18 protein-coding genes are annotated in these 23,619 nt (G+C 70.8%); 10 read left to right on the top strand and 8 right to left on the bottom strand.

Annotated features, from left to right (window positions below):
- Positions 1-13: 13 nt before the first annotated feature.
- The 5 genes from ACWEQG_RS00640 to cmdF all read left to right on the top strand — a co-directional run bounded on the left by ACWEQG_RS00640 (position 14) and on the right by cmdF (position 6,250).
- Positions 14-901, top strand: a complete 888-nt coding sequence (locus ACWEQG_RS00640) for a carbohydrate ABC transporter permease (RefSeq protein ID WP_169979474.1) — start codon at positions 14-16, stop codon at positions 899-901.
- Positions 902-951: 50 nt separating this feature from the next.
- Positions 952-2,247 (top strand): ABC transporter substrate-binding protein, encoded by a 1,296-nt coding sequence (locus tag ACWEQG_RS00645; protein ID WP_452280559.1) that lies wholly within the window; start codon positions 952-954, stop codon positions 2,245-2,247.
- A gap of 85 nt (positions 2,248-2,332) precedes the next feature.
- Positions 2,333-3,496, top strand: a complete 1,164-nt coding sequence (locus ACWEQG_RS00650) for an enolase C-terminal domain-like protein (protein ID WP_452280560.1) — start codon at positions 2,333-2,335, stop codon at positions 3,494-3,496.
- 30 nt (positions 3,497-3,526) lie between these two features.
- Entirely contained in the window at positions 3,527-4,300 is a 774-nt protein-coding gene (locus ACWEQG_RS00655; RefSeq protein ID WP_346227565.1) for an IclR family transcriptional regulator, read from the top strand.
- Between the two features lie 333 nt (positions 4,301-4,633).
- Positions 4,634-6,250 (top strand): tyrosine 2,3-aminomutase, encoded by a 1,617-nt coding sequence (cmdF, locus tag ACWEQG_RS00660; protein ID WP_452280561.1) that lies wholly within the window; start codon positions 4,634-4,636, stop codon positions 6,248-6,250.
- Between the two features lie 359 nt (positions 6,251-6,609).
- Here the strand turns inward: cmdF and ACWEQG_RS00665 are convergent, their stop codons facing one another.
- Positions 6,610-8,196 (bottom strand): 4-hydroxyphenylacetate 3-hydroxylase family protein, encoded by a 1,587-nt coding sequence (locus tag ACWEQG_RS00665; protein WP_452280562.1) that lies wholly within the window; start codon positions 8,194-8,196, stop codon positions 6,610-6,612.
- A 35-nt stretch (positions 8,197-8,231) separates the two neighbouring features.
- The gene (locus ACWEQG_RS00670; protein ID WP_452280563.1) at positions 8,232-9,479 is read right to left on the bottom strand and encodes an acyl-CoA dehydrogenase family protein; all 1,248 of its coding nucleotides are present in this window, start codon (positions 9,477-9,479) and stop codon (positions 8,232-8,234) included.
- 269 nt (positions 9,480-9,748) lie between these two features.
- On the opposite strand from ACWEQG_RS00670, the gene ACWEQG_RS00675 reads away from it, so the two are divergent.
- The 5 genes from ACWEQG_RS00675 (at position 9,749) to ACWEQG_RS00695 (ending at position 15,576) form a co-directional block, all read left to right on the top strand.
- Positions 9,749-10,504 (top strand): class I SAM-dependent methyltransferase, encoded by a 756-nt coding sequence (locus ACWEQG_RS00675; RefSeq protein WP_452280564.1) that lies wholly within the window; start codon positions 9,749-9,751, stop codon positions 10,502-10,504.
- 16 nt (positions 10,505-10,520) lie between these two features.
- Positions 10,521-11,651 (top strand): DegT/DnrJ/EryC1/StrS family aminotransferase, encoded by a 1,131-nt coding sequence (locus ACWEQG_RS00680; RefSeq protein ID WP_452280565.1) that lies wholly within the window; start codon positions 10,521-10,523, stop codon positions 11,649-11,651.
- Between the two features lie 74 nt (positions 11,652-11,725).
- Positions 11,726-12,946, top strand: a complete 1,221-nt coding sequence (locus ACWEQG_RS00685; protein WP_363462940.1) for a class I SAM-dependent methyltransferase — start codon at positions 11,726-11,728, stop codon at positions 12,944-12,946.
- A 145-nt stretch (positions 12,947-13,091) separates the two neighbouring features.
- Positions 13,092-14,291: an acyltransferase family protein gene (locus ACWEQG_RS00690; RefSeq protein WP_452280566.1), complete on the top strand. Its 1,200-nt coding sequence runs from the start codon at positions 13,092-13,094 to the stop codon at positions 14,289-14,291.
- A 43-nt stretch (positions 14,292-14,334) separates the two neighbouring features.
- Complete coding sequence (locus tag ACWEQG_RS00695; RefSeq protein ID WP_363462942.1) at positions 14,335-15,576, top strand: cytochrome P450 family protein; 1,242 nt, start codon at positions 14,335-14,337, stop codon at positions 15,574-15,576.
- A gap of 263 nt (positions 15,577-15,839) precedes the next feature.
- Here the strand turns inward: ACWEQG_RS00695 and ACWEQG_RS00700 are convergent, their stop codons facing one another.
- From ACWEQG_RS00700 to ACWEQG_RS00725, 6 genes are all read right to left on the bottom strand, one after another.
- The gene (locus ACWEQG_RS00700; RefSeq protein WP_363462943.1) at positions 15,840-16,910 is read right to left on the bottom strand and encodes an NAD-dependent epimerase/dehydratase family protein; all 1,071 of its coding nucleotides are present in this window, start codon (positions 16,908-16,910) and stop codon (positions 15,840-15,842) included.
- A gap of 134 nt (positions 16,911-17,044) precedes the next feature.
- Positions 17,045-17,608, bottom strand: coding sequence for a dihydrofolate reductase family protein (locus ACWEQG_RS00705; RefSeq protein WP_452280567.1), 564 nt, complete (start codon positions 17,606-17,608; stop codon positions 17,045-17,047).
- A gap of 250 nt (positions 17,609-17,858) precedes the next feature.
- Positions 17,859-19,100, bottom strand: a complete 1,242-nt coding sequence (locus ACWEQG_RS00710) for an acyltransferase family protein (RefSeq protein WP_452280568.1) — start codon at positions 19,098-19,100, stop codon at positions 17,859-17,861.
- A gap of 151 nt (positions 19,101-19,251) precedes the next feature.
- Positions 19,252-20,655 carry an FAD-dependent oxidoreductase gene (locus tag ACWEQG_RS00715; RefSeq protein WP_452280569.1) on the bottom strand — a complete coding sequence of 468 codons (1,404 nt, stop codon included), beginning with the start codon at positions 20,653-20,655 and terminating at the stop codon, positions 19,252-19,254.
- Between the two features lie 218 nt (positions 20,656-20,873).
- The gene (locus ACWEQG_RS00720) at positions 20,874-22,046 is read right to left on the bottom strand and encodes an epoxide hydrolase family protein (RefSeq protein ID WP_452280570.1); all 1,173 of its coding nucleotides are present in this window, start codon (positions 22,044-22,046) and stop codon (positions 20,874-20,876) included.
- Between the two features lie 250 nt (positions 22,047-22,296).
- Positions 22,297-23,409 carry a serine hydrolase domain-containing protein gene (locus ACWEQG_RS00725; RefSeq protein WP_363462948.1) on the bottom strand — a complete coding sequence of 371 codons (1,113 nt, stop codon included), beginning with the start codon at positions 23,407-23,409 and terminating at the stop codon, positions 22,297-22,299.
- Positions 23,410-23,619: the final 210 nt, after the last annotated feature.

Genomic DNA, 23,619 nt, shown 5'->3' on the forward strand with positions numbered 1-23,619 from the left:
GAGGGTTTTCGCAATGAGCGCCGACGTCATGACCCGCCCCCGCAGCCGGGCGGCGGTGCCCGCGGGGGCACGCCGCCGTCGTTCGAAGAGGAAGGACCCCGGCCGCGTGCTGCGGCTCTACATCCCCCTCGGGCTGTACCTGGTCTTCACCCTCGTGCCGTTCTACTGGATGCTCGTGTTCGCCCTGCGGCCGGCGGGCTCGACCGACCCCGTCCCGTGGCCGATCACGTTCGAGCACTTCGAGACCGTCTGGAACGACATCGGCTACGCGGTGTTCTTCAAGAACAGCGTGATCGTCGGGGTCTGGTCGCTGCTGTTCACCACGGTCATCGCGGTGATGGGCGGGTACGCGCTGGCGCGCTACCGGTTCCGGGGCCGGAGCCTGTTCATGGTCGTGCTGCTGTGCACCCAGTTCATCCCCGGCGCGATGATGCTGATCCCGCTGTTCTCGATCTTCAAGTCCCTCGGCCTGATCAACAGCCTGGGGAGCCTCGTCCTCGCCGACACCGTGTTCAACCTGCCTCTGTCGATCATCCTCATGAGCGGTTTCATCTCGGCCGTGCCGTTCACGGTGGAGGAGGCCGCGATGGTCGACGGCTGCACGCGGTTCCGCGGCTTCCTCGCGATCGTGCTGCCGCAGCTGCGGCCCGGCCTGATCGCCGTGGGGTCGTTCGCGTTCATCCACACGTGGAACAACTTCCTGTTCGCGCTGATGTTCGTCAGCAAGCAGGACAGCTTCACGATCCCCGTCGGTCTCAGCTACACGATCGGGGAGTACAGCGCCGACTTCGGGGCTCTAGCGGCCGGGGGCGTCGTCGCCGCCCTGCCGGTGGTCTGCGTGTTCGCTGTGGTCCAGCGCTATCTCGTGCACGGCATCAGCGCCGGCGCGGTCAAGGGATAGCACCCCCCACCATTCGAGAGACCAGCCTGTCGAGAGCAGGAGGAACACAGATGAGAATGAAAGTGGCCTGGGCGGCGCTCGCCGTTCTCGCCGTCACCGCCACGGGATGCGGGTCGGACTCGGGCTCGGGTTCCGGCGACGGGTCCGGCAAGACGACCATCACGTTCTGGGACAACAACGGGGGCACCCGCACCCCGATCTACCAGGAGCTGATCAAGCGGTTCGAGGCGGCCAACCCCACGATCCACGTCGAGTACGTCGGCGTCCCGATCGCGTCCGTCCAGCAGAAGTACGACACCGCCATCGCGGGCGGGGACACCCCCGACGTCGGCGGCGTCACCACGTCGTACCTGGCCAACCTGACCGGCCAGCAGGCGCTGGAGCCGGCCGACGACTGGCTCGCCAAGAGCGCGGTGAACGGCAAGCTCGCCACGCCGATGCTCGACTCGGTCCGCAAGACCGTGCCCGACGGCAAGCTCTACCTCGTGCCCAACACCTCCAACATGGACGTGGTGTGGTACCTGAAGGACAAGCTCCAGCAGGCGCCGAACACCTGGGACGAGTTCTTCACCAGCGCCGACGGGCTGACCAAGAAGCCCGACGAGTACGGCTACACCATCCGCGGCGGCGCCGGCTCGATCTTCCAGATCCTCGCCGAGATGTACTCCTACTCGGGCGTGGGCGAGTTCTTCGACGCCTCGGGCAAGAGCACGGTCAACGACCCGAAGAACGCCGAGTTCCTCGGCAGGATGGCCGGGCTGTACAAGAAGGACACCCCCGAGGCCGACGTCACCAACGACTTCCCGAAGATGGTCGCCGCGTTCGGCACCGGGAAGATCGCGATGATGCACCACAACCTGGGCTCCTACAACGACCACGTCAAGGCGCACGGCAAGGACAAGATCGCCGCCTTCGCGCTGCCGACCGGCCCCGGCGGCAAGCGGACCATCGTGGCCAACCCCGTGGACGGGTTCGCGGTGTTCAAGAACAGCGAGCACAAGGACGCCGCCTGGAAGTTCGTGGAGTTCCTGGTCTCCCACGACAGCAACAGCTACTGGAACCAGCAGACCGGCCAGATCCCGGCCAACACCGAGGCGCAGGGCGACTCCTGGCTGCAGGACCTCCAGCACGTGAAGACGGCCGTCGACACGCTGAACGACCCGAACACCCAGGTCGTGTCCCCGCCCTACTACCTGCCGCAGTTCTCCTCCATCACCAAGGCCGACACCGAGCCCCTCTTCCAGAAGGTCCTGCTCGGCCAGATGAAGCCCCAGGAGTTCCTCGACACCCTGGCGCAGAAGCTGACCGACGCCCAGGCCGAATGGAAGAAGGCGACCGGCGGCTGATCAGCCCGCCGGCATCCGGGACCGGGCCGGTGCGTCCCTGACCGCGCACCGGCCCTCCCCGAACTCACTCAGGAGGGAAAAGTCCATGGCGGTCGTCGAACGCGTCATCGTCACGGTCTTCACCACGGTCACCGAATCCGTGGTGGACGGGCACGGCCACCGGCATCCCGGGCCGCCCAGGGAGGTGCGGGAGGCGCTGCTGGCCGTCACCGACAGCGACGGCGCGACCGGGTACTGCCTGGCCGCGCCGGACACCGTCAGGGAGGCGGTGATCACCGGCCACATCGGCCCGGCGCTGATCGGCCAGGACAGCCTCGACCGGGAGCGGCTGTGGCACCGCGTCGCCCGCCGGCAGCGGGGCGCGCAGGGCAACCTGTCCGACCGCGCGCTGAGCGCCGCCGACCAGGCCATGTGGGACCTCGCGGGGCGCAAGCTCGGCCTGCCGGTCTGGAAGCTCCTCGGCGGCGCCCGATCCGAGGTGCCCGCCTACGCGAGCACCATGTGCGGCGACGACATCCCCGGAGGCCTGGCCACCCCCGAGGACTACGCCGCGTTCGCCAAGGAACTGGTGTCCCGCGGCTACCGTGGGATCAAGCTGCACACCTGGATGCCGCCCATGCCGTACGGCGTGGACCGCGACATCGAGGCGTGCGCCGCGGTCCGCGAGGCGGTCGGCCCGGACGTCGCGCTCATGCTCGACAGCAACCACTGGTACTCCCGCTCCGAGGCCTTGACCCTCGGCCGGGCCCTCGACGAGCTGAACTTCACCTGGTACGAGGAGCCCATGGAGGAGGCGTCGGTACAGTCGTACCGGTGGCTCGCCGACCAGCTGAAGACGCCGATCCTCGGGCCGGAGACGTCCTGGGGCAAGCACATGGCGCGGGCCGAGTGGGTCGCGGCGGGCGCCTGTGACATCCTCAGGGTGGGGGTGGTCGGTTCCGGCGGGATCATCCCGGCGATCAAGGCCGTCCACCTGGCCGAGTCGTTCGGCATGGACTGCGAGATCCACGGCAACGGCTCCGGCGCGCTGGCCGTGATCGGCGCCACGCTGTGCGGGCAGTGGTACGAGCGGGGGCTGCTGCACCCGCACTCGGACTACGACACCCCCGCCCCGCACCTGCGGTCGATCGTCGACCCGCTCGTCGACGGCAGGGTGCGGATGCCGGACGCTCCCGGACTGGGGGATGATCTGGATATGGACTACATCGCCTCCCGCACGGTCGCCAGCTGGGGAACCGGCTCACAATAGGAGGCGGACAGGCGGGTCAGGGAGGTACACATGGCGGAACCCGTGCCGCACGTGAAGTCGGCACTCCGGACGGTCGAGCTGCTCGACTTCTTCGCGCAGTATCCCGGACTGCACAGCCTCACCGACCTTCAGGGCAAGCTGGGCTATCCCAAGAGCAGCCTGCACGCACTGCTGCGTACGCTGGTCGACCTCGGCTGGATCGAGACCGACGTCACCGGCACGCTCTACCGGATCGGCATGCGGGCTCTGCTGGTCGGGGCGACGTACATCGACGGGGACCCGGTGGTCCAGCTCGCGCACGACGCCCTGGACTGGCTGGCCGAGGTGACGGGCGAGACGGTGCACCTCGCCCGGCTCGACCACTTCGACATCGTGTATCTCGCCACGCGCGCCTCGCGGCACTACCTGCGGCCGTTCTCGCGGGTGGGCCGCCGCCTGCCGGCGAGCACCACGTCGCTCGGCAAGGCGATCCTGGCGAGCAGGGACGAGGACGAGGTGCGCGCGATGCTGCCCGCCGAGCTGCCCTCGCTGACGGCCCACACGATCGTGGACGCCGAGGAACTGCTGGTCGACCTGCGCCGGGTGCGCAAGCAGGGCTACGCGGTGGACCGCGAGGAGAACACCGAGGGGCTGCGGTGCTTCGGCGTCGCGCTGCACATCAGCGACCCGCCGCGGGACGCCATCAGCTGCTCGGTGCCGATCCCGCGCCTGACCCCGGAGCGGGAGAAGGAGATCGCCTCCTGCCTGCTGGAGGCCCGCGAGCGCATCGAGCGCTCCGCCATGCGCCAGCGCCGGGCGTACTGACCGGCGCCCCGCCGCCCGCCCGGAGGAGCCGCCCGCACCGGACGAGGAGCGCCCCGGGACGTGGCCGCCACGTCGCGGGGCGCCTCGCCGTGTCCGCGTGCGGCCCGGGCCGCCCGGGGAACGCGTGCGCGCCCTGACGAGACGCGTGCGCCGCCGGGGAAGATCCGGCGAGCATCCCGGAAGATGCGCGGGTCACAGCCCGGACGTGACGATGACGGGGTGACGGTCGCGCTGCCTCCCGCTGCACGGGTCCACCGGCCGCGACCCGACCGGAGCCGCCGCCGTGGTGCCGGTAGCGGCCGCTTCCGTACCCAACCTATGGCGGGGTGAGAGATGACTCTGGTCGAGACCGAGACGTCAGTCGATTTCGACGGCGAGACCCTGGACGTCGCGACCGTACGGCGCGTCGCGGAGAACCAGGTGCCGTGCGGTGTGGCGCCCTCCGCGCTGGCCAAGGCCGCGGCCAACAGGCGGCAGTTCGAGGACATCATCCGGCAGGGCATCCCCGTGTACGGGGTGACCACCGGGTACGGCGAGATGATCTACATGCTCGTGGACACCTCCAAGGAGGTGGAGCTGCAGACCAACCTGGTCCGCAGCCACAGCGCGGGGGTCGGACCGACCTTCGCCGAGGACGAGGCGCGGGCGATCGTCGCGGCCCGGCTCAACGCCCTCGCCAAGGGCTACTCCGCGGTCCGGCCCGAGCTGCTGGAGCGGCTCGCGCTGTACCTGAACCTGGGGATCACCCCGGCCATCCCCGAGATCGGCTCGCTGGGCGCCAGCGGCGACCTCGCCCCCCTGGCGCACCTCGCGTCCACGATCATCGGTGAGGGGTACGTCCTGCGCGACGGCCGCCGGGTCGAGACCGGCCCGATCCTGCGCGAGCTCGGCATCGAGCCGCTGCGGCTGCGTTTCAAGGAGGGGCTCGCCCTGATCAACGGCACCTCGGCGATGACCGGGGTCGGCTCCCTGCTCGTCAGCAGGGCGCTGGACCAGGTGCGGCAGGCCGAGATCGTCACCGCGCTGATCTGCGAGGTCCTGCAGAGCTCCACCAGCCCCTTCGTCGCCGACGGGCACGACGTGGCCCGCCCGCACCGGGGGCAGATCGACGCCGCCGCCAACATGCGGGCCCTGCTGCGGGGCAGCCGCCTCGCCGTGGAGCACGGCGACCTGCGGCGGGCGCTCAAGGACGGCGCGGAGGCGTCGCCCGGCACCGAGGGCGTCCACCGCACCGAGGTCTACCTGCAGAAGGCGTACACGCTGCGGGCGATCCCGCAGGTCGTCGGCGCCGTCAGGGACGCCGTCTACCACGCGTTGAGCACGCTGGAGATCGAGCTCAACTCCTCCAACGACAACCCGCTGGTCTTCGAGGGCAAGGAGGTCTTCCACGGGGCGAACTTCCACGGCCAGCCGGTCGCCTTCGTGATGGACTACCTCACCATCGCCCTCACCCAGCTCGGCGTCTTCTCCGAACGCCGCACCAACCGGCTGCTCAACCGGCATCTGAGCAACGGCCTTCCCGAGTTCCTCGTCGCGGGGGACCCCGGCCTCAACAGCGGGTTCGCCGGCGCGCAGTACCCCGCCACCGCGCTGGTCGCCGAGAACCGGACGATCGGCCCGGCCAGCATCCAGAGCGTCCCGTCGAACGGCGACAACCAGGACGTCGTCAGCATGGGCCTCATCGCCACGCGCAACGCCCGCAGGGTGCTGGAGAACAACCACAAGATCCTCGCGGTGGAGTACCTCGCCGCCGCCCAGGCCGTGGACCTGTCCGGCAGGTACGACGGGCTCAGCCCGGCCGGCAAGGCGGCGTACGAGATGGTGCGCTCGCTGGTGCCGACCCTCGACAGGGACCGGTACATGGCAGACGACATCGAGCTGGTCGCCGCCGCACTGTCCCGGGGCGAGCTCGTCAACGCGGTCGCCCGCGCCGACCTCGAGCTGCGCTGAGCGACCGGCCGGAACGGCCGGGACAGGAAAGCCCGGGAAACGCCCGGGGCGGGACTCCCGCCCCGGGCGTTCCGCGTGCGGGGCACGCCCGCGGGCGTGGCGGGGGAGGACCCCTCCCGGCACCTGGTGCGCCAAGGACGAGGCGCTGGTGCGTCGGGTGACCACCGAGGTCCGCGGCCGGGGCGCGCGGGGGGCCCGGCGAAGGGTTGGTGCCGCGGGCCTGCAGCGAGAGGCCCGGCGGCGCGAGACCGGTGCCGGGAACGGCGAACGCGCCGGACCTCGGGGGAGATCCGGCGCGCCGGTGGTCGTGGTCGCGACACGGGCCGCGGCCGGGGCGGCGGTGGCCGCCCCGGCGGGGCTCACAGGTCGAACAGGCTCTTCTTCGCCTGCCGCAGCTCCTCGAACGAGGACAGGTCGGGGACCGTCCAGCCGTCCAGGTCGTACTCGCTCAGGCACTCGTCGACGAACGCCTTGTAGCCGTCGACCTGGCCGTTGGCGATCTGCGCCGACAGCAGCTCCACCCGCGTGTTCTCGTGGTTGCCGGCGTAGTTGCGCTCGTACAGCTCGTGCCGGCCGCCGAACTCGGTGCCGACGGCGTCCCACAGGAGCTTCATCACCTTGATCCGCTCGACCGAGTCGATGCCGTCCGAGCCGCGCAGGTACTTGTCCAGGTACGGCCGGACGTCGGGGTTGCGGAAGTCCTCGGCGCCGGAGTTGACGTAGATGAGGCCGCTGGCGATGTCCTGCTCGACGATCTCCTTGACCCGGGGGTAGCCGATCTGCATGAACCACCGGTAGGCCAGGCCGTACGCCGGGTTGGGCAGGACAGCGCCGTTCACCCACGGGACGGGGTTGCGCGCGGCGGCGTCCGACAGGCCCCAGAACAGGTTGCGCCAGGCCAGCACCTCGCCGATGCGGCTCTGCACGCCCCGGAAGTCCTTGGTCCCGGTGATCTCCACCGCCTTGGCCAGCAGGCCGGCGATGAACTCCAGCTTCACCGCCAGCCGGGTGCACCCGTGGAAGGTGAAGCGCTCGGGGAAGCCGGACCGGCCGGTGAAGAGCTGGACCTTCCCCAGGTGCCCGTAGATGAAGACGTTCTCCCAGGGGATGAGCACCTTGTCCAGCACGAGGATCGTGTCGTTCTCGTCCAGCCGGGACGACAGCGGGTAGTCGAACGGGCTGCCCATCACGGCGGCCATGGCCGAGTAGGACGGACGGCAGATCAGCTTCAGCCCGGGCGCGCCCATCGGCACGGTCGCGACCAGGGCGAACTTCTTGTCCTTGATCGGCAGGCCGTAGTGGGCGATGAAGTTGTAGTGGGTCAGCGCCGAACCGGTCGCCACGACCTTGGCGCCGCTCACGACCAGGCCCGCGTCGGTCTCCTTCTCGACGTGCACGAAGACGTCGGCGACCTCGTCCGGCGGCCGGTTGCGGTCGACCGGCGGGTGCACGATCGCGTGGTTCCAGAACAGGACCTTCTCCTGCGACTCGCGGTACCACCGGCGGGCGTTGTCGGAGAAGGGCTCGTAGAACTCCGCGTTCGCGCCGAGCGTGCCGAGGAACGCGCCCTTGTAGTCGGGGCTGCGCCCCATCCACCCGTAGCTCATCCGGGCCCAGGCCGCGATCGCCCGCTGGTCGGCCACCAGGTCGTCGGCGCTGCGCGGGGTGGTGAAGAAGCTGTGGGTGTAGCCGTCGCTGCCGGTGTCGGTCGGCACGACGAGGGCGTCCCGCCGGTCCGGGTCGTGCAGGGCGTCGTACAGCCGGGCCGTCATCCGGATGGGGTTGTGGAACGCCGGATGCGTGGTGACGTCCCTGACCCGCTCGCCGTACAGGTAGATCTCGCGGTCGTCGCGCAGGCTCTCGACGTACTCGGCGCCGGTCAGGGGACGCGTGCGCGGCGGCGGAGCGTGCTCCGCCGCGAGCGGCGCGTCGTGGAGGTCTGTCATCGCGAGATGTCCCTTCCTTCTCGGTCGTCCGGGGCTCACCCGTGGTCCGCGACGCCGAACCGGGCCCGGGCCAGGTCGCGCTTGGCGATGGTGGCGAGGAAGGTCGAGACGCCGGCGTGCGTGACGAACATCGACATGTCGCGCCACACGCGTTCGATCCGCTCGCCCCGCCGCACGGCGCTCGACCCGGCCGTGGGGAACAGGTAGCGCTCGACCGCGCGCCAGCACAGCGACACCACCTCGGCGCAGATCGCGGCCAGGCGCAGCTCGTGCTCGTGGGTGACCGCCGCCGGGCCCTGGGCGCAGGCCTCGCGCCACTGCCGGATCGCGTCCATGGTCGCGGCCTCGGCCGTGGCGATCAGGCCTGCGGCCTTGCCGTACCTGAGCTGGAAGTCCGGGTCCTGCGAGCGCACCACGATGGGCGGGAACGGGGTGGTGCGGGTGCGCATCAGGTCCTCGTACGCGTCGAGCGCGCCCTTGGCCATACCGACGGCGAGCACCGCGTCCTCCATGACCATGAAGCTGAGCTGGCCGCCGCCGTACTCGGGGTTGCCGTGCAGGGCGCGCCCCGGCGAGCCCTCCCTGACGTCGATCTGGCTCATGTGGGTCTTGATGGTGTAGCGGTCGGGGACGCGGCCGCCGGTGATGCGGATGCTGTGGGAACCGCTCCCCTTGAGGCCCAGCGCGTGACCCCAGTCGTCCAGGCGGGTCCACTGGTCGCGCGGCGCGATGAACATCATGGGCTCCGGCTCGCCGCCGTCCTCCGGGGTGACCATCGCGTGGCCCATGAAGTGCGTGGCGTACGGCGAGCCGGAGCAGTAGCCCCAGGTGCCGTCGATCAGCCAGTCACCGTCCGCGGTGCGCTCGGCCGTGCCGCCGGGCACGACCGTGGCCGGGCAGATGAACTCACCGGAGGCGAAGATCTCGTCCTGAACCTCCCGGGGGAACACGGTGGCGGCCGGGAGCGCGTGCGCGGCGCCGAGGCAGAACATCCAGCCGGTCGAGGGACAGCCCCGGGTCAGCGCGATGGCGACCCGCATGAACGTGTCGATGCCGAACTCGTAGCCGCCGTACCGGCGGGGCACCAGGATCCGGTAGAACCCGGCCTTGCGGAACTCCTCGTGGACGTCCTCGCCGTAGTACGTGCGCTGCTCGGTCTCCGCCTGGCGTTCGACCAGGAGGGGCACCATGGCCTCGGCCCTCGCGACCACCTGCTCGGGCGTGAGGCCGGGCTCGGGAGGGGACGGGAGGCGGTGCTCGGGAAGATCGGTGATGACTCCCATGCTGCGCGGTTCCTCACGGTCTCGTGGGCGTACGGATACGCGGTCAGCGTCACACCCCCCACCGGCCCGGTGCATCTCCCGAAATGCCCTGCCATATCGCGGGACGTGCGGTCATGGCATTCCGGGATAAGACAGCGCGCCGGTGCCCCGGAGAGAATCCGAGTGCGGTTCCCCGTCCCGGAGACGGTCAAGTAGCGGACGAGGCGCCCCCGCGACGCCGGACGCGCCCGGCGTCCGCGCGGCGGGCGCCCTGGCGGTTGGGAGTTGCGGTGACCACAGTCGACAGCCGAACGCGGGACGACAACGTCTACGGAGAGGACGTCAGCGAGATCTACGACCTCCTCTACAAGCGGCGCGGCAAGGACTACGCGAAGGAGGCCGCCGTGGTGGCCGGCCTGATCCGCGACCGCGCCCCGCACGCGGCGACGCTCCTCGACGTGGCCTGCGGCACCGGGGAGCACCTCAAGTCGCTGCGGGCGATGTTCGAGCACGTCGAGGGCGTCGAGCTGTCCGACGCCATGCGGGAGCGGGCCCGGGCCAAGCTGCCCGGCGTCGCCGTCCACCCGGGGGACATCCGCGACTTCGACCTCGGCCGGTCCTTCGACGCCGTCTGCAGCCTGTACGGCACGGTCGGCTACATGGCGGGCACCGAAGAGCTCGACGCCGCGATCGGCAGCATGGCCGGGCACGTGGCCCCGGGCGGCGTGCTCATCGTCGAGCCGTGGTACTTCAGGGACGGCTTCACCGACGGCCACATCGGGCACGACGTCGTCCGCGACGAGCACCGGGTGGTGGCGCGGGTCGCGCGGTCCGTGCGCGTCGGCGACACCGTCGAGGTGCGGGCCCACTACCTGGTGGGCGACGGCGACGGGGTGCGCCACTTCGAGCACGTGCAGGTCATGAGCCTGTTCTCCCGGGAGGAGTACGCCGCCGCGTTCCGGCGGGCCGGCCTCGACGTGACCTGCCTGGAGGAGACGGGCGACATGCTCGCCGGGCGCTCGCTGTTCCTCGGCGTGCGCCGGTGAGGGGGAGGGGCGGGCGGTGATCCCCCTGTTCCGGTCCGCGGTCGCGCCCGGCGCCGCCGACCTGGTCGCCGACGTGCTGCACAGCGGCCGGTTCGGCCACGGGCCGCGGGTGGAGGAGTTCGAGCGCGCCCTCGCGGCGCGCGTCGGCCATCCCCGCCTGGTCGCGCTGAACAACGGCACGTCGGCGCTCCACCTCGCGCTCCATCTGGCGCTGCGGCCGGCGGGCGCGCCCGAGCCGGACGGGCCGCCGGGCGAGGTGCTGACCACCCCGTTCACCTTCGAGGCCACCAACTGGAGCATCCTCGCCAACGGGCTGCGGATCACCTGGGTGGACGTGGACCCGGCCACGCTCAACATGGACCTCGACGACCTGGCGAAGAAGATCTCGCCGGCCACCCGGGCCGTCATGGTGGTGCACTGGGGCGGCTGCCCGGTGGACCTCGACCGGCTGCGGCGCATCCTCGACGACGCCGAGGCGGCGTACGGCGTCCGCCCGGCGGTGATCGAGGACTGCGCCCAGGCGTGGGGGGCCGTCTGCCACGGACGGCCGCTGGGCAACCACGGCAACCACTGCGCCTACAGCTTCCACGCGACCAAGCACCTGAGCTGCGGCACCGGGGGCATGCTCGTCCTGCCCGACGAGCGGTCGCTGGAGCGCGCCCGGCGCCTGCGCTTCTTCGGCATCGACCGCGACGCCGACCGGGTGAACGCCGACTACGACGTGCCCGAGTGGGGCTACAACTTCTACCTGAACGAGATCGGCGCGGCGATCGGGCTGGCGAACCTCGCGGACGTGGACGCCCGGGTCGAGCGGCACCGGCGCAACGCGGCCTTCTACGACCGCGAGCTCGCGGACGTGCCCGGCCTGGAGCCGACGGCGCGCACACCGGGACTGGAGTCGTCGTTCTGGCTGTACCCGGTCAAGGTCGAGGACCGCGCCGCCTTCATGCGGAAGATGACCGCCGCGGGGATCACCGTGAGCGTGGTGTGCCGGCGCAACGACGCGCACGGCTGCGTGACCGCGGCGCGTACGGCCCTGCCCGGCCTCGACGCGGTGCACGAGCGCGTGGTCAACATCCCCGTCGGCTGGTGGCTGTCGGACGAGGAGCGCGAGCACATCGTGGCGACGGTGAGGTCCGGCTGGTGATCGCCGCGCCATTGGCGGAATGCACCGCAACCGCCGATAAGAAATGCCGCGGACGGCGGTGTTAACGTCCAGTCATGGATATTTCCTGCCGGATTTGCGGCGGCCCGGTCAAGGCGTCGGTCGACCTGGGGTCGCACCCCCGTGGAAACGCGTTCCCCAAGCCCGGGGATATCGCGGACGAGTTCTTCTTCCCGCTCATCGTCGGAATGTGTGACTCGTGCACGATGGTTCAGCTCATGGCTGACATCCCGCAGGAGGTCAGATATCACGACGAATATCCGTACCACGCCTCGAATTCGGTGGTGCACAGCCGGCACTTCGAGGGCATCGCCGAGCGGTTCCTGGAGACGGAGCTGACCGGTCCCGACCCGTTCATCGTGGAGATCGGCAGCAACGACGGCGTCATGCTCGCCCGGATCGCCAGGGCCGGGGTGCGGCACCTCGGCATCGAGCCCTCGCGGCAGGTGGCCGAGATGTCCCGGGCGCGCGGCGTCCGGGTCCTGTCCCGGTTCTTCGACGAGGCGGCGGCGGGTCCGATCCGCGCCGAGCACGGCCCGGCCGACGTCATCTTCGGCGCCAACGTGATCGCGCACATCGCCCACCTCGCCTCGGTGCTCAAGGGCGCCAAGCTGCTGCTCGGCCCGCGCGGCGTGTTCGTCTTCGAGGAGCCCTACCTGGGCAGCGTCGTCGAGCAGACGGCGTTCGACATCCTCTACGACGAGCACTCCTTCGTGTTCTCGGTGCGCGCGATCAAGGCCGCGGCCGAGCGCTACGGGCTCGAGCTCGTGGACGCCGAGCACGTCGAGCTGCACGGCGGGTCGATGCGCTACACGCTGTCCCAGCCCGGCGCGCGCGAGGTCCGCCCCGCGGTCGGCGAGTGGCTCGCCCGGGAGGCCGCCCAGCGGCTCGGCGAGCACGCCACGCTGGAGGAGTTCGCCCGGCGGGCCGCGCGCGTCCGCGACGACCTCACCGCGCTGCTGCGGAGCCTGCGCGCGGAGGGGAAGACGATCGCCGGGTACGGCGCCCCCGCGAAGATCACCACGGTGACCAACTACTGCGGGATCGGAACCGACACGGTGCCGTTCGTCTGCGACTCCACACCGTCGAAGCAGGGCCGCCTGGTGGCCGGTTCGCACATTCCCGTCGTGTCGCCCGAGGTTTTCGCGGCGAACCCGCCGGACTACGCGATCCTGTTCGCCTGGAACCACGCCGGGGAAATCATGCGCAAAGAGCGGGAATTCGCCGAGCGCGGCGGCCGGTGGATTCTCTACGTGCCCGACGTCCACGTTGTCTGAGTGCTATTCGGAATAAGCACGGGGGGAGATGCGGCGACGCGCGGCGGATGCGAATGATGGAGTCGCCGGAAAGCGTCATTCCGTGATTGCCCAGCGTTCTCCCGTTCGCCGGCAGGGGCAGTCCGAGTGGAAAGGAATACCCACCGTGTCCGTGGCGACGTCGTCCGTTCACCGCGGCGCCCTCCAGGAGGAGCGCCGCCCCGATCTGCCAGCACTGACCGGCATGCGGATCATCGCCGCGCTGCTGGTCTTCATGAGCCACGTCATCTACCCGATGACCGCGGGCGACCTCGATCCGGCGACGCCGTACCAGGACGACGCCATCACCCAGAACCTCATGTGGTTCTTCTCCCCGGGTGGCTCCATCGGGGTGTCGTTCTTCTTCATCCTGAGCGGCTTCGTGATCACCTGGTCGTACCGGCCCGGCGACTCGGTCCGCGCCTACCTGCGGCGCCGCTCGGTGAAGATCCTGCCCAACCACGTGGTGACCTGGGCGCTCGCGATGCTCCTGTTCGCCGCCGCCTACACGCCGCTGTGGGGGCTGCCGAACCTGCTGCTCGTCAACTCGTTCTCGCCCGACTCCAACTACTGGGGCGGGGCCAACATGCCGGCGTGGTCGCTCAGCTCGGAGATGCTGTTCTACCTGCTGTTCCCGCTGCTGATGATCCCGATCGGGAAGATCAGGGAGAGCCGTCTGTGGGCGTGGGCCGGCGTCACCGTCGTCGCCATGGCCGCGGTCTGCCTCGTCACGTTCACGCTGCTGCCCGACGAGCCGCGCTACCCGGGTGACCCGCTGTCGCTGCCGCAGTTCTGGTTCGTCTACATGTTCCCCCCGGCCCGCCTGTTCGAGTTCGTGCTCGGCATGATCCTCGCCCGGATCGTGATCAGCGGCCGGTGGCCCCGGATCGGCATCACCCCTGTGGCCGTCCTGCTCGCGGCCGCGTACGCCGCCACGCTGTGGGTGCCCTCGCCGTACAGCCTCGTCCTGGTGACGGCGGTCCCGTTCGGCCTGGCGATCGGCACGTTCGCCGCGGCCAACCTGCGCGGACGGCGCACCGTGATGGGCAGCAGGCCGATGGTGTGGCTGGGCAACGTGTCCTTCGGCTTCTACATGACCCAGGCCGTGGTGCTCTTCTGGCTGCGTCCCGCCGTGCTGGGCCGCGCCGAGTACGGCGTCGTGGGCGGCACCCTGCTCGTCCTCGCGCTGATCGGCGTGAACGTGTTCGCGGGATGGCTGCTCTACCGGTTCGTCGAGCAGCCCGCCATGCGGCGGTGGAGCCGGTCCCGCAAGACCGGTACCGAAGGGCCGCGCCTGCAGGCGGCCTCCGCCGGCTCGTCCGACTGAGCGATTCCTCGTCCAACGCACCGAAGCAACCCTGGAGACATCCGTGGAAAGACGCTGCCCAGTCCTCGACACCACCGGCCGGGACATCCACGCGGAGACCGACCGCCTGCGCGCACAGGGTCACGCCACCCGGGTCGAGCTTCCCGGCGGGGTGATCGCGTGGTCGGTCAACACCCATGCCGCGATCCGCAAGCTGCTGACCGACCCGAACGTCACCAAGAGCGCCAGGAACCACTGGCCCGCGTTCATCAACGGCGAGATCCCCCCGGACTGGGAGATGATCAGCTGGATCGCCATGGACAACATGGTCACGGCGTACGGCAAGGACCACGTCCGGCTGCGCCGGCTGGTCGGCAAGGCCTTCACGCCGCGCCGCACCGAGGCGATCAAGCCGCGGATCGTCGAGCTGACCACCATGCTCCTCGACGGGCTGGCGGCCACCCCGCCGGGCGAGGTGGTCGACCTCCGGCAGCGGTTCGCCTACCCGCTGCCGGCGATGCTGGTCGCCGACCTGATCGGGATGTCCGAGGCCGCCCGGGTCGAGACCGCCAAGGTCATCGACATGATGGTGGACACCACGGTCACCCCCGAGCAGGCCCAGGCCATCCTGCGTGGCTGGCGGGGCGCGATGGAGGAGCTCATCGCGGAGAAGCGCCGCAACCCCGGCGAGGACATCACCAGCGACCTGGTGGCCGCGCGCGACGAGGACGGCTCGCGCCTGTCCGAGCAGGAGCTGGCCGACACGATCTTCGCGATCCTCGGCGCGGGCTCGGAGACCACGATCAACTTCTTCGACAACGCCATCACGGCCCTGCTGTCCCACCCCGAGCAGCTCGAACTGGTCACCTCGGGCCGCGCGAGCTGGGACGACGTGATCGACGAGACGCTGCGGGTCGAGTCGCCGCTGGTGCACCTGCCGCTGCGGTACGCCGTCACCGACATCCACCTCGACGGGGTCACGATCCCGAAGGGCGACCCGATCCTCGTCAACTACAGCGCGGTGGGGCGCGACCCGGCCCTGCACGGCGACGACGCCGGCCGCTTCGACATCACCCGGCCGGACAAGGAGCACCTGTCGTTCGGCCACGGGCCGCACTACTGCCTCGGTGCGGGCATCGCCCGGGCGGTCGCGACCATCGGCCTGTCCAGCCTCTTCGAGCGCTTCCCCGAGCTGACCCTCGCCGTCTCGAAGGACGACCTGCAGCCGCTGCCGACGTTCATCATGAACGGCCACCGGGCCCTGCCGGTGCGGCTGACCGCCCCGGTGCCCGCCGGCGTCCGCTGATCGCGGCGGCCCCCGCGGCTCCACGACAGAGCCCCCCGCACCCGGTGACCCCGGTGCGGGGGGCTCTGCCGTGACCGGGCACCCGGTCACCCTGGCACTCGGTCACCCTGGCACTCGGTCACCCTGGCACTCGGTCACCCTGGCACCCTGTCACTCTGGCACTCGGTCACTCTGGCACCCGGTCACGGCGGGCATCCGGCACACACGGCAGGAGGGCCGGGCGGCGCCCGGCCCTCCTGTTCGTCGGCTGGTCCGGCCTCCCGTCACGCGGCGCTGTCCAGCACGGCGGGCTCGCGCACGCCGACCGCGCCGGTGTCGGGCAGGGCCAGCCACCAGGGGTTGGCGCGGGCCCAGGCGATGGTCCGGGCGACGCCCTCCTCCAGCGAGGTGGCGCACCGCCAGCCGAGCACGCGGCGCGCCTTCGTGCTGTCGGGGATGCGCCGGGGGACGTCCTCGTAGGCCGAACCGAGCGCGTGGCGGGTGTCCACGGCGTCCACCGGGTCCTGCGCCGCGTCGGCCCCGGTCAGCCTGGCGACCAGCGCGCCGGCCTCGCGGACCGTCGTCTCGACCATGCTGCCCAGGTTGAACGACTCGCCGACGGCGGCCGGGTGGCCCGCGGCCAGCAGCGTGCCGTCGACGGCGTCGTCCACGTAGGTGAAGCACCTGGTCTGCCCGCCCCGGTCGTACATCACGATGGGCCGGCCGTTCAGCGCGCGGTGGATGCTGCGGCTCAGCACGAACGCGGGGCGCTGGCGCGGGCCGTAGGCGTTGAAGTAACGCACGACCGTCGCCGGCAGGCCGTGCTGGCGGGCGAAGGCGAAGGTCAGGTGCTCGGTCAGCGCCTTGGCCGTGGAGTAGGTCCAGCGGTCGGCGGAGGTGGAGCCGAGCACGCGGTCGGCCTCCTCCGTCCACGGCACCGCGGGGTTCTTGCCGAACACCTCGCTCGTGCTGGCCACGACGACCCGGGCGCCGGCGCGGACGGCCTGCTCCAGCACGTTGCGGGTGCCCTGGAAGTTGATGTCGATGACGTCGAGGGGCCGGGCCAGGTACTGGTCCACGCCGACCACGGCGGCCAGGTGGTAGACCACGTCCACCCCGGCGGTGATCGCCCTCGCGAGCCGGTCCGGATCCCGTACGTCGCCCTGCACGAGCCGGGCGTGCTCACGGGCGAGCCGCTGGTGCTCCGGCAGCGGGCCGCTGTCGAAGACGGTCACCTCGTCCCCCCGGGCGATGAGGCGGTCCACCAGATGGCTGCCGATGAAGCCGGAGCCGCCCGTCACCACCACGCGGGAGGGACGGTGTCCCGTCCCGTGCGGCGGTGACAGCGGATTCACCCTTCTTGCGTCTCTTTCCACGGCCGCTGATCCCTTCCGTAGACGACGACGCGCCTGGTCAGGCGCGCATCCGAAATGGCGCGACGGCCGCCCGCGACCGGCGCGGGGGCCGTCGCGGGCGACCGGGTTGTCTCCTAGTCCTCCGAAGCCTTCGGTGCGGTGGGCCGGTAGTTGAGGATGACGATGCCCGAGGCGAGAGTCCTGCTGTCCACGAGCTCCAGCGGCGAGGCGACGCCCTTGCGGTGGAGCTGCCCCTCCTCGCTGCCCACCAGAACGGGGTGGAGCCAGACGTTGATCTCGTCGAGCAGACCGTGGCTCAGCAGCGACTCGGTGAGCCGTCCCCAGCCGAAGGTCAGGATGTTCTGCCCCGGCTGCTGCTTGAGCTTGGCCACCTCGCCGGCGACGTCGGACCCGATGACGGTGGAGTTGTTCCAGTCGGCCTTCTCCAGCGTCGAGGAGACGACGTACTTGGGCAGGCTGTTCATCCGCTCGGCGTACCCGCTCTCGTCGGTCATCTCGGGCCACGCCTCGGCGAAGCCCTCGTACGTGACCCGCCCGAGCAGCAGGGCGTCGCTGGCGAACAGCAGCTCGCAGGCCTGGGCCTCCGCCTCGTCGCTCCAGTAGTCCATCGACCAGACCTCGGGGTGTTCGATGGCCCCGTCGAGCGACGTCATGACCGATGCGATGAGCTTCCTCATCCGCTGACCTCCTTCGTGTTCGCGGCCGTGCCCCCGCACCCTCCCACGCGGAGGGGGTCGAGCGGCGGCGCCGGCTGGATGTGGCGCGTGGCCGGATCCGGCCGCGCGGGGGAGTGAAGATGCGTTTCGACCGCAATGCCGGAGAGGCCGGTGACGTTCGCGGCTGGCGATCCGTCGGGGTCCGGCGCTCTCCGGCGTTGCGGTCGTGATCGTGCGTCGCCCATGGTCAGACGCGGTCGGACATGGTCAGTCAGGCGCGGTCGGTGGACGCGCCCACCGGCACGCCCGGCTGGGCCGGGTCGGTGGCCGTCACGCGTGCCCTGGTGTCCTTCCTGAACCAGACGTTCCACAGCTTCATCACCGGGCGCTCCAGGGCGTAGTAGCTCACGGTCGACAGGACCACGCTCACCGCGAGCACGAAGGCCGTCGTCTCCCAGAAGCCGACGGTGCCCCGGAACTGGGTGGCGTCGAGCGGGTCCACCCCGAAGATGTTGCCGTTCTTCAGGTAGAACTCCTGGACCAGCACGTGCCAGAGGTAGATGCCGTAGGAGATGCGCCCGAGGTAGCGCATCACCGGGTTGGCCAGGACCGCGTCCATGAACCGCGACTTCGCCTCCGGCAGCGTCAGCGGCACGATGAACAGCACGCCGAAGACGAGCACGAGGGTGTGGCCGACCAGCTCCTGGATCAGGGCGGGCCAGTCGCCCATGCCCGGGGTGCCGAAGGGCTGCGGGGCGTACGCCAGGTAGACGACCAGCGCGGCGAGCCAGAACAGGTTCGGCCGCCGGGCCGCCAGCCGGTAGAGCCCGGGCACCCGGCCGGTCACCTCGGAGTAGGCGTGCAGGATGCCCAGCGCCATGCCGCAGGCGAAGGCCGTCATGTAGTAGAAGGGCCAGAACCAGAACTCGTACGGGCCCTTGAACGAGGGCAGGTTCGTGTAGACGATCCACGCGAACCCGCCGGCCAGCACGAGGGCGGGCGTGATCATCATGAGCCGCATCCGCCGGGCCGGGTCGGCGCTGCGGCGCGCGAGCCGGTTGGAGGCCAGCGCGAGCAGCGGGATGGCCAGGTAGAACGTGAGCTCGGTCGGGACGGTCCAGGTGTGCAGCAGGCCGGTCAGCGGCTGGCCTTCCTGCCAGAAGAAGTGGATCGCCAGGAACGGCCGGATCACGTCGCGGATGCCGTGGATCCCGTTGAGGTTGATGAACAGCAGCGCGACGGCCAGCATCAGCCAGTAGGCAGGCAGGATGCGGAACGCGCGCCGGGTGAGGAACGCCGGCACGTTCGGCCTGCGGGTGCCGGCCAGGACCGCGCGGGCGAAGGGCCGGTAGAGGAACAGGCCCGACAGCACGAAGAAGGGCGGCAGGCAGACCGCCAGGCCGTCCGCCAGGTATCCCCAGATGCCGTTGCCGGGCTGGTCCATGAAGCTGGTGACGCCCGCCAGCCACGCGGCGTGGAAGACGAGCACTCCCAATGCGAGGACGCCGCGCACGCCCTCTAGTCGCGGAATTTTTTCACCGCTGTCGGCTCTCGCGCCGTGCGCGCTGGATGTGGCCACCATTTTCCTGCTCCTATCAGGAGTGAATCCGTTCGCAATCGTTTGGCGATGCCAATCGACCCCCCTTGCGTCGTTATCATCAGGTTCAGCCGGAAATGCGCACATCTCCTGAAATGCTGGATTCGGCGCGGTTTTCCGCCCGCCGCGGCGCGCTCGCCCGCGGACGGCCGCCCTTCAGCAGGACGCGCAGGATCATGCCGGGGCTCATGAGCGCCTGCGGGGGGTCGACGAGCCCAGCGACGCGCATGAACGTCCTGGTGACGACGCCGTCCCTGGACATGGCGTTCTGCAGCCTGCCCATGTAGGCGTTCATCACCCGGACCATGAGCGGGCGCTCGCCCTCGACCTCCGGGAAGCTCAGGTCGCCGCCGGCCGAGATGTTCCAGGGCACGTCGATGACGGCGGCGATGTCGCGCAGGAAGTCGAGCGGCCTGGGCTCGGTCCCCTTGCGCAGGTGCGTGCGCAGGGTGAGCGCCTCCAGGGCGGCCACGGTCATGCCCTGGCCGTACACCGGGTTGAAGCTGCACGCGGCGTCGCCCATGACGAGCAGGCCGTCGGGGAAGCGGGTGAGCCGCTCGTAGTGCCGGCGGACGCTGGCCGGGTAGCGGAAGGAGACCGGGTCGTCCAGCGGCTCGGCGTCCTTGATGACGTCGTGGATGTCGGGGACCGGCAGGGACCGGACGAAGTCCATGAAGCCCTCGGGGGTCGCGGGGGCGCTGTCGCCCAGCACGCCGGTGAGGGACACCACGCACCGGCCGCCCTCGATCCTGGAGAAGAAGGCGCCGCGCGGGTGCGAGGGCGAGGAGACGGGGTTGATGGACAGGTCCCCGTGGAGGATGCTCTCGTCGGGCAGCCGGAAGTGCCGGGTGGTGTAGGTCAGGTTGATCTTGACCTTCTCCTCGGCCGGCCGCTCGTAGCCGAACTCCTCCAGCCACACCGGGGTCCGCGACCCCCGGCCGGTCGTGTCCACCACGAGGTCGGCCTCGATGGTCACCTCGTCGCCGTCGCCGGCCTGGGGCCGTACGCGCGCCCCGGTCACCCGGCCGCGGTCGGGCGTGGCGACCAGCCCGGCGATGTCGTGCTCCTCCAGGAACGTGACGTTGGGGAGCGCGGTCACCCGGGCGCGTACGTGACTCTCCAGCACGGGACGGGCGGCGGAGACGCAGATCAGCCCGGTGCGGGCCGGCTCCAGCCGGGCCCCGTTGAAGAACCAGCGCAGCTCGCCGAGGTCGCCGGTGGGCACGCCGGCGGCCACCGCCCCCTCGGTGAACCCGGGGAACAGCTCCTCCAGGATCTGCTGGCCGCGGGCGAGCAGCCCGTGCACGTGCCGGCCCTGGGGGACGCCGCGGCGCGCGGTCGTCACGCCGCTCAGCCGGTCCCGGTCGACCACCACCACCTCGGCGTAGCCGTCCGCGAGCACCCGCGCCGCGAGCAGGCCCGCCATGCTGCCGCCGAGCACCACCGCGCGGTTTCCCACGAGACTGCTCATCGGGTTACCTCCCTGTGTACCGGATCGCGCGGAAAGTGCGGCGATCCGCCGTTTCGCACCCCGTCATCGTCAGACGCCCTCGGGAAGCGGCGCATCTTCCGCAGTGCTCCGGTGTTCCGGTGCCCGGCGGGCTGTTCGCGGGCACGCCGAAGGGCCGGGCGGCCGGGACCGGCTCCGGTCCCGTCCGCCCGGCCGTGACGTCCGGTGCGGTTACGGCGTCAGACGTTCACCGGCGCCGGCCGCAGCGAGCGCGCGAAGGCCCGCACGTCGCCGACCAACAGGCCGGGCTGCTCCAGCGCGGCGAAGTGCCCGCCGCGGTCGAACTCCGTCCAGCGCGTGATCGTCGGCAGCGTCTGCTCGGCGAAGCGGCGGATCGGCCGGGTGGCGTCATTGGGGAAGACCGCGACCGCGACGGGCACGGTGAGCGGCCACGGCCCGCCCCACGTCCGTGCGAAGGCCGCGTCGCCGTAGCTGGACTCGTAGTAGAGCTGCGCGGACGAGCCCGCGGTGGCGGTGAACCAGTAGATGGACACGTTGGTCAGCAGGTCGTCGCGGTTCACCGCTTCCTCGGGGGAGTTCTCGGCGCCGCTCCACTCCTTGAACTTCTCGGTGATCCAGGCGAGCTGGCCGACCGGGGAGTCGGTGAGCGCGTAGGCGAGGGTCTGCGGACGCGTGGACTGGATCTTCTGCCAGCCCACCCCGTCCTGCTGGAACCGGCCGCCGTGCTCCAGCCGGGCCAGCTCGTCCGCGTCCAGGTCCATCGTGGAGGGGTCGCCGGGCGGGAACGTCACCAGCATGTTGATGTGCACGCCGGCCACGTGCTCGGGGTCGACGAGACCGAGCTGCAGCGAGATCACCTTGCCCCAGTCGCCGCCCTGCGCGATGTACCGGTCGTACCCGAGGCGCTTCATGAGCTCCGCCCACGCGCGCGCGACCCTGGTCACGTCCCAGCCGGTCTCGCCGGTGGGACCGGAGAAGCCGTAGCCGGGGATGGACGGGATCACCACGTGAAAGGCGTCGGCCGGGTCGCCCCCGTGGGCCGCCGGGTCGGTCAGCGGGCCGATGACGTCGAGGAACTCGGCGACCGAGCCGGGCCAGCCGTGCGTGAGGATCAGGGGAGTGGCGTCGGGCTCCGGCGACCGGACGTGGATGAAGTGCACATCCGTGCCGTCGATCTCGGTCACGAACTGGGGGTACTGGTTGAGCCGCCGCTCGGCGGCGCGCCAGTCGTAGCTCGTCCGCCAGTACTCGGCGAGTTCCTTGAGGTACGCCAGGGGGACGCCCCGGTCCCAGCCGACGCCCGGCAGCTCGTCCGGCCACCGGGTGGCGGCGAGCCGCCGCTTCAGATCGTCCAGGTCGGCTTGCGGGATTTCGACACGGAATGAACGCATGTGTGCACCTGATTCGGTAGTAGCGCTGCCTGATGCGATGCGATCTCGGGCGCCGGCGGAGTCGGCGGGCCGCGTGAGGACCTGTCCTCACCCCGCCATCGTCGGCCGGTGGCCCGCCGTGCCGCATCTCCCGCAGTGCTCCGTGCGCTGTCCCGTAACGGCAAGGGCTCCCTCTCCGCCGCACCAGGCGCGGTACGGCGGAGAGGGAGCCCGTGACGGAAGGACCCCGGCGTCGGTCACACGGCGTCTGTCACACGTTGGCGTCGGCCTTGGTGATGACGTCGGAGACCGCGGCGACGGCGGAGTAGTCGCCGGGGCTGAACCGGGTCTTGGTCAGCGCGAACGTGGTCCCGCTGGACAGGTCCATGTCGGCGTGGGTGCCGCCCGCGCCGGGCCAGCCGAGCACGCTCGACGGGTCCGGGCCGTTCTCCACCGGGCGGCCCAGGCCGAAGCCCAGCGCGTACTGCGTGGGGTGGCCGAAGATCTCGTCGACGCCGTCGACGGCGACCGCCGAGACCTCACGCAGACGCTCGGGCGAGATCAGGCGGACGCCGTCCACCTCGCCGAGCAGCGCGGCGTACAGCTTCGCGAGCGCCCGGGCGCTGAACGTGCCGCCGGCCGGGATGTCGGCGGCGAGGTAGTCGCGCCGGTTGCACATCTCGACGCTGAGCTGCACCGCCTTGGGGACGGCCTTGAAGTAGGTGGGCATCCACTGCTCCAGCTGGTCGAGGTCGACCGGGTCGCCCACCTGGACGAGCGGGGCCACCTTGTCCAGGTGGGAGGCCGGCACGCCGAGGAACAGCTCGTCGGCCACGCCCAGCGGGGTGGCCACCTCCTCCTTGAGCACCTGGGAGATCGGCTTGCCGGTCGCGCGGCGCACGGTCTCGCCGAGCAGCCAGCCGAAGGTCTGGGCGTGGTAGCCGGTCTTGGTGCCCGGCTCCCACCACGGCTCGGCGTCGGCGAGGGCCGTGACCATCTTGTCCCAGTCGATCAGGTCGTCCGGGGTGGTGTCCGCGGGGACGCCGGGGGTGCCGAGGGTGTGGGTCAGCGCGTGCCGGATGGTCGCCTTGTCCTTGCCCTTGGCGGCGAACTCCGGCCACACCTCCGCGATGGGAGTGTCGTAGCCGAAAACGCCCCGCTCCACGAGCACGTGCACCACGGCCGAGGTCAGAGCCTTGCCGGCGGAGCTGCTGTAGATCAGGCTGCCGGACGTGATCGGGCTTCCGGTCGCGGCGTCGACGCCGGCGACGGCGTCCACCACCTGACGGCCGTCCTGGTAGACCGCGACCTGCAAACCGGTCTCGGCCCCTGACTCGACCAGCTGGTCAATGGTTTCCTGAACTTTCCGCTGGAGTTCGCTCATGTCCTTTTCCCTTGTCGTCGGCCATTCCGTCGTATTTTCTCGCCCGCGGTGGCCGTCCGACAACGCGTTGTCAGGACAGCGCAATCTGAAAGAAGTTTTCCCCGCAATTTCAGAGATGCGGCGTGCGGCGCGGCCCGACCACGATGTCACGGTAATCAGGGATTTATCGACAAGTTTCGTGGTGCCGCGCCGGCGCCTGTCGCGCCGTCA

This window comes from Microbispora sp. NPDC004025 (genome assembly GCF_053604425.1).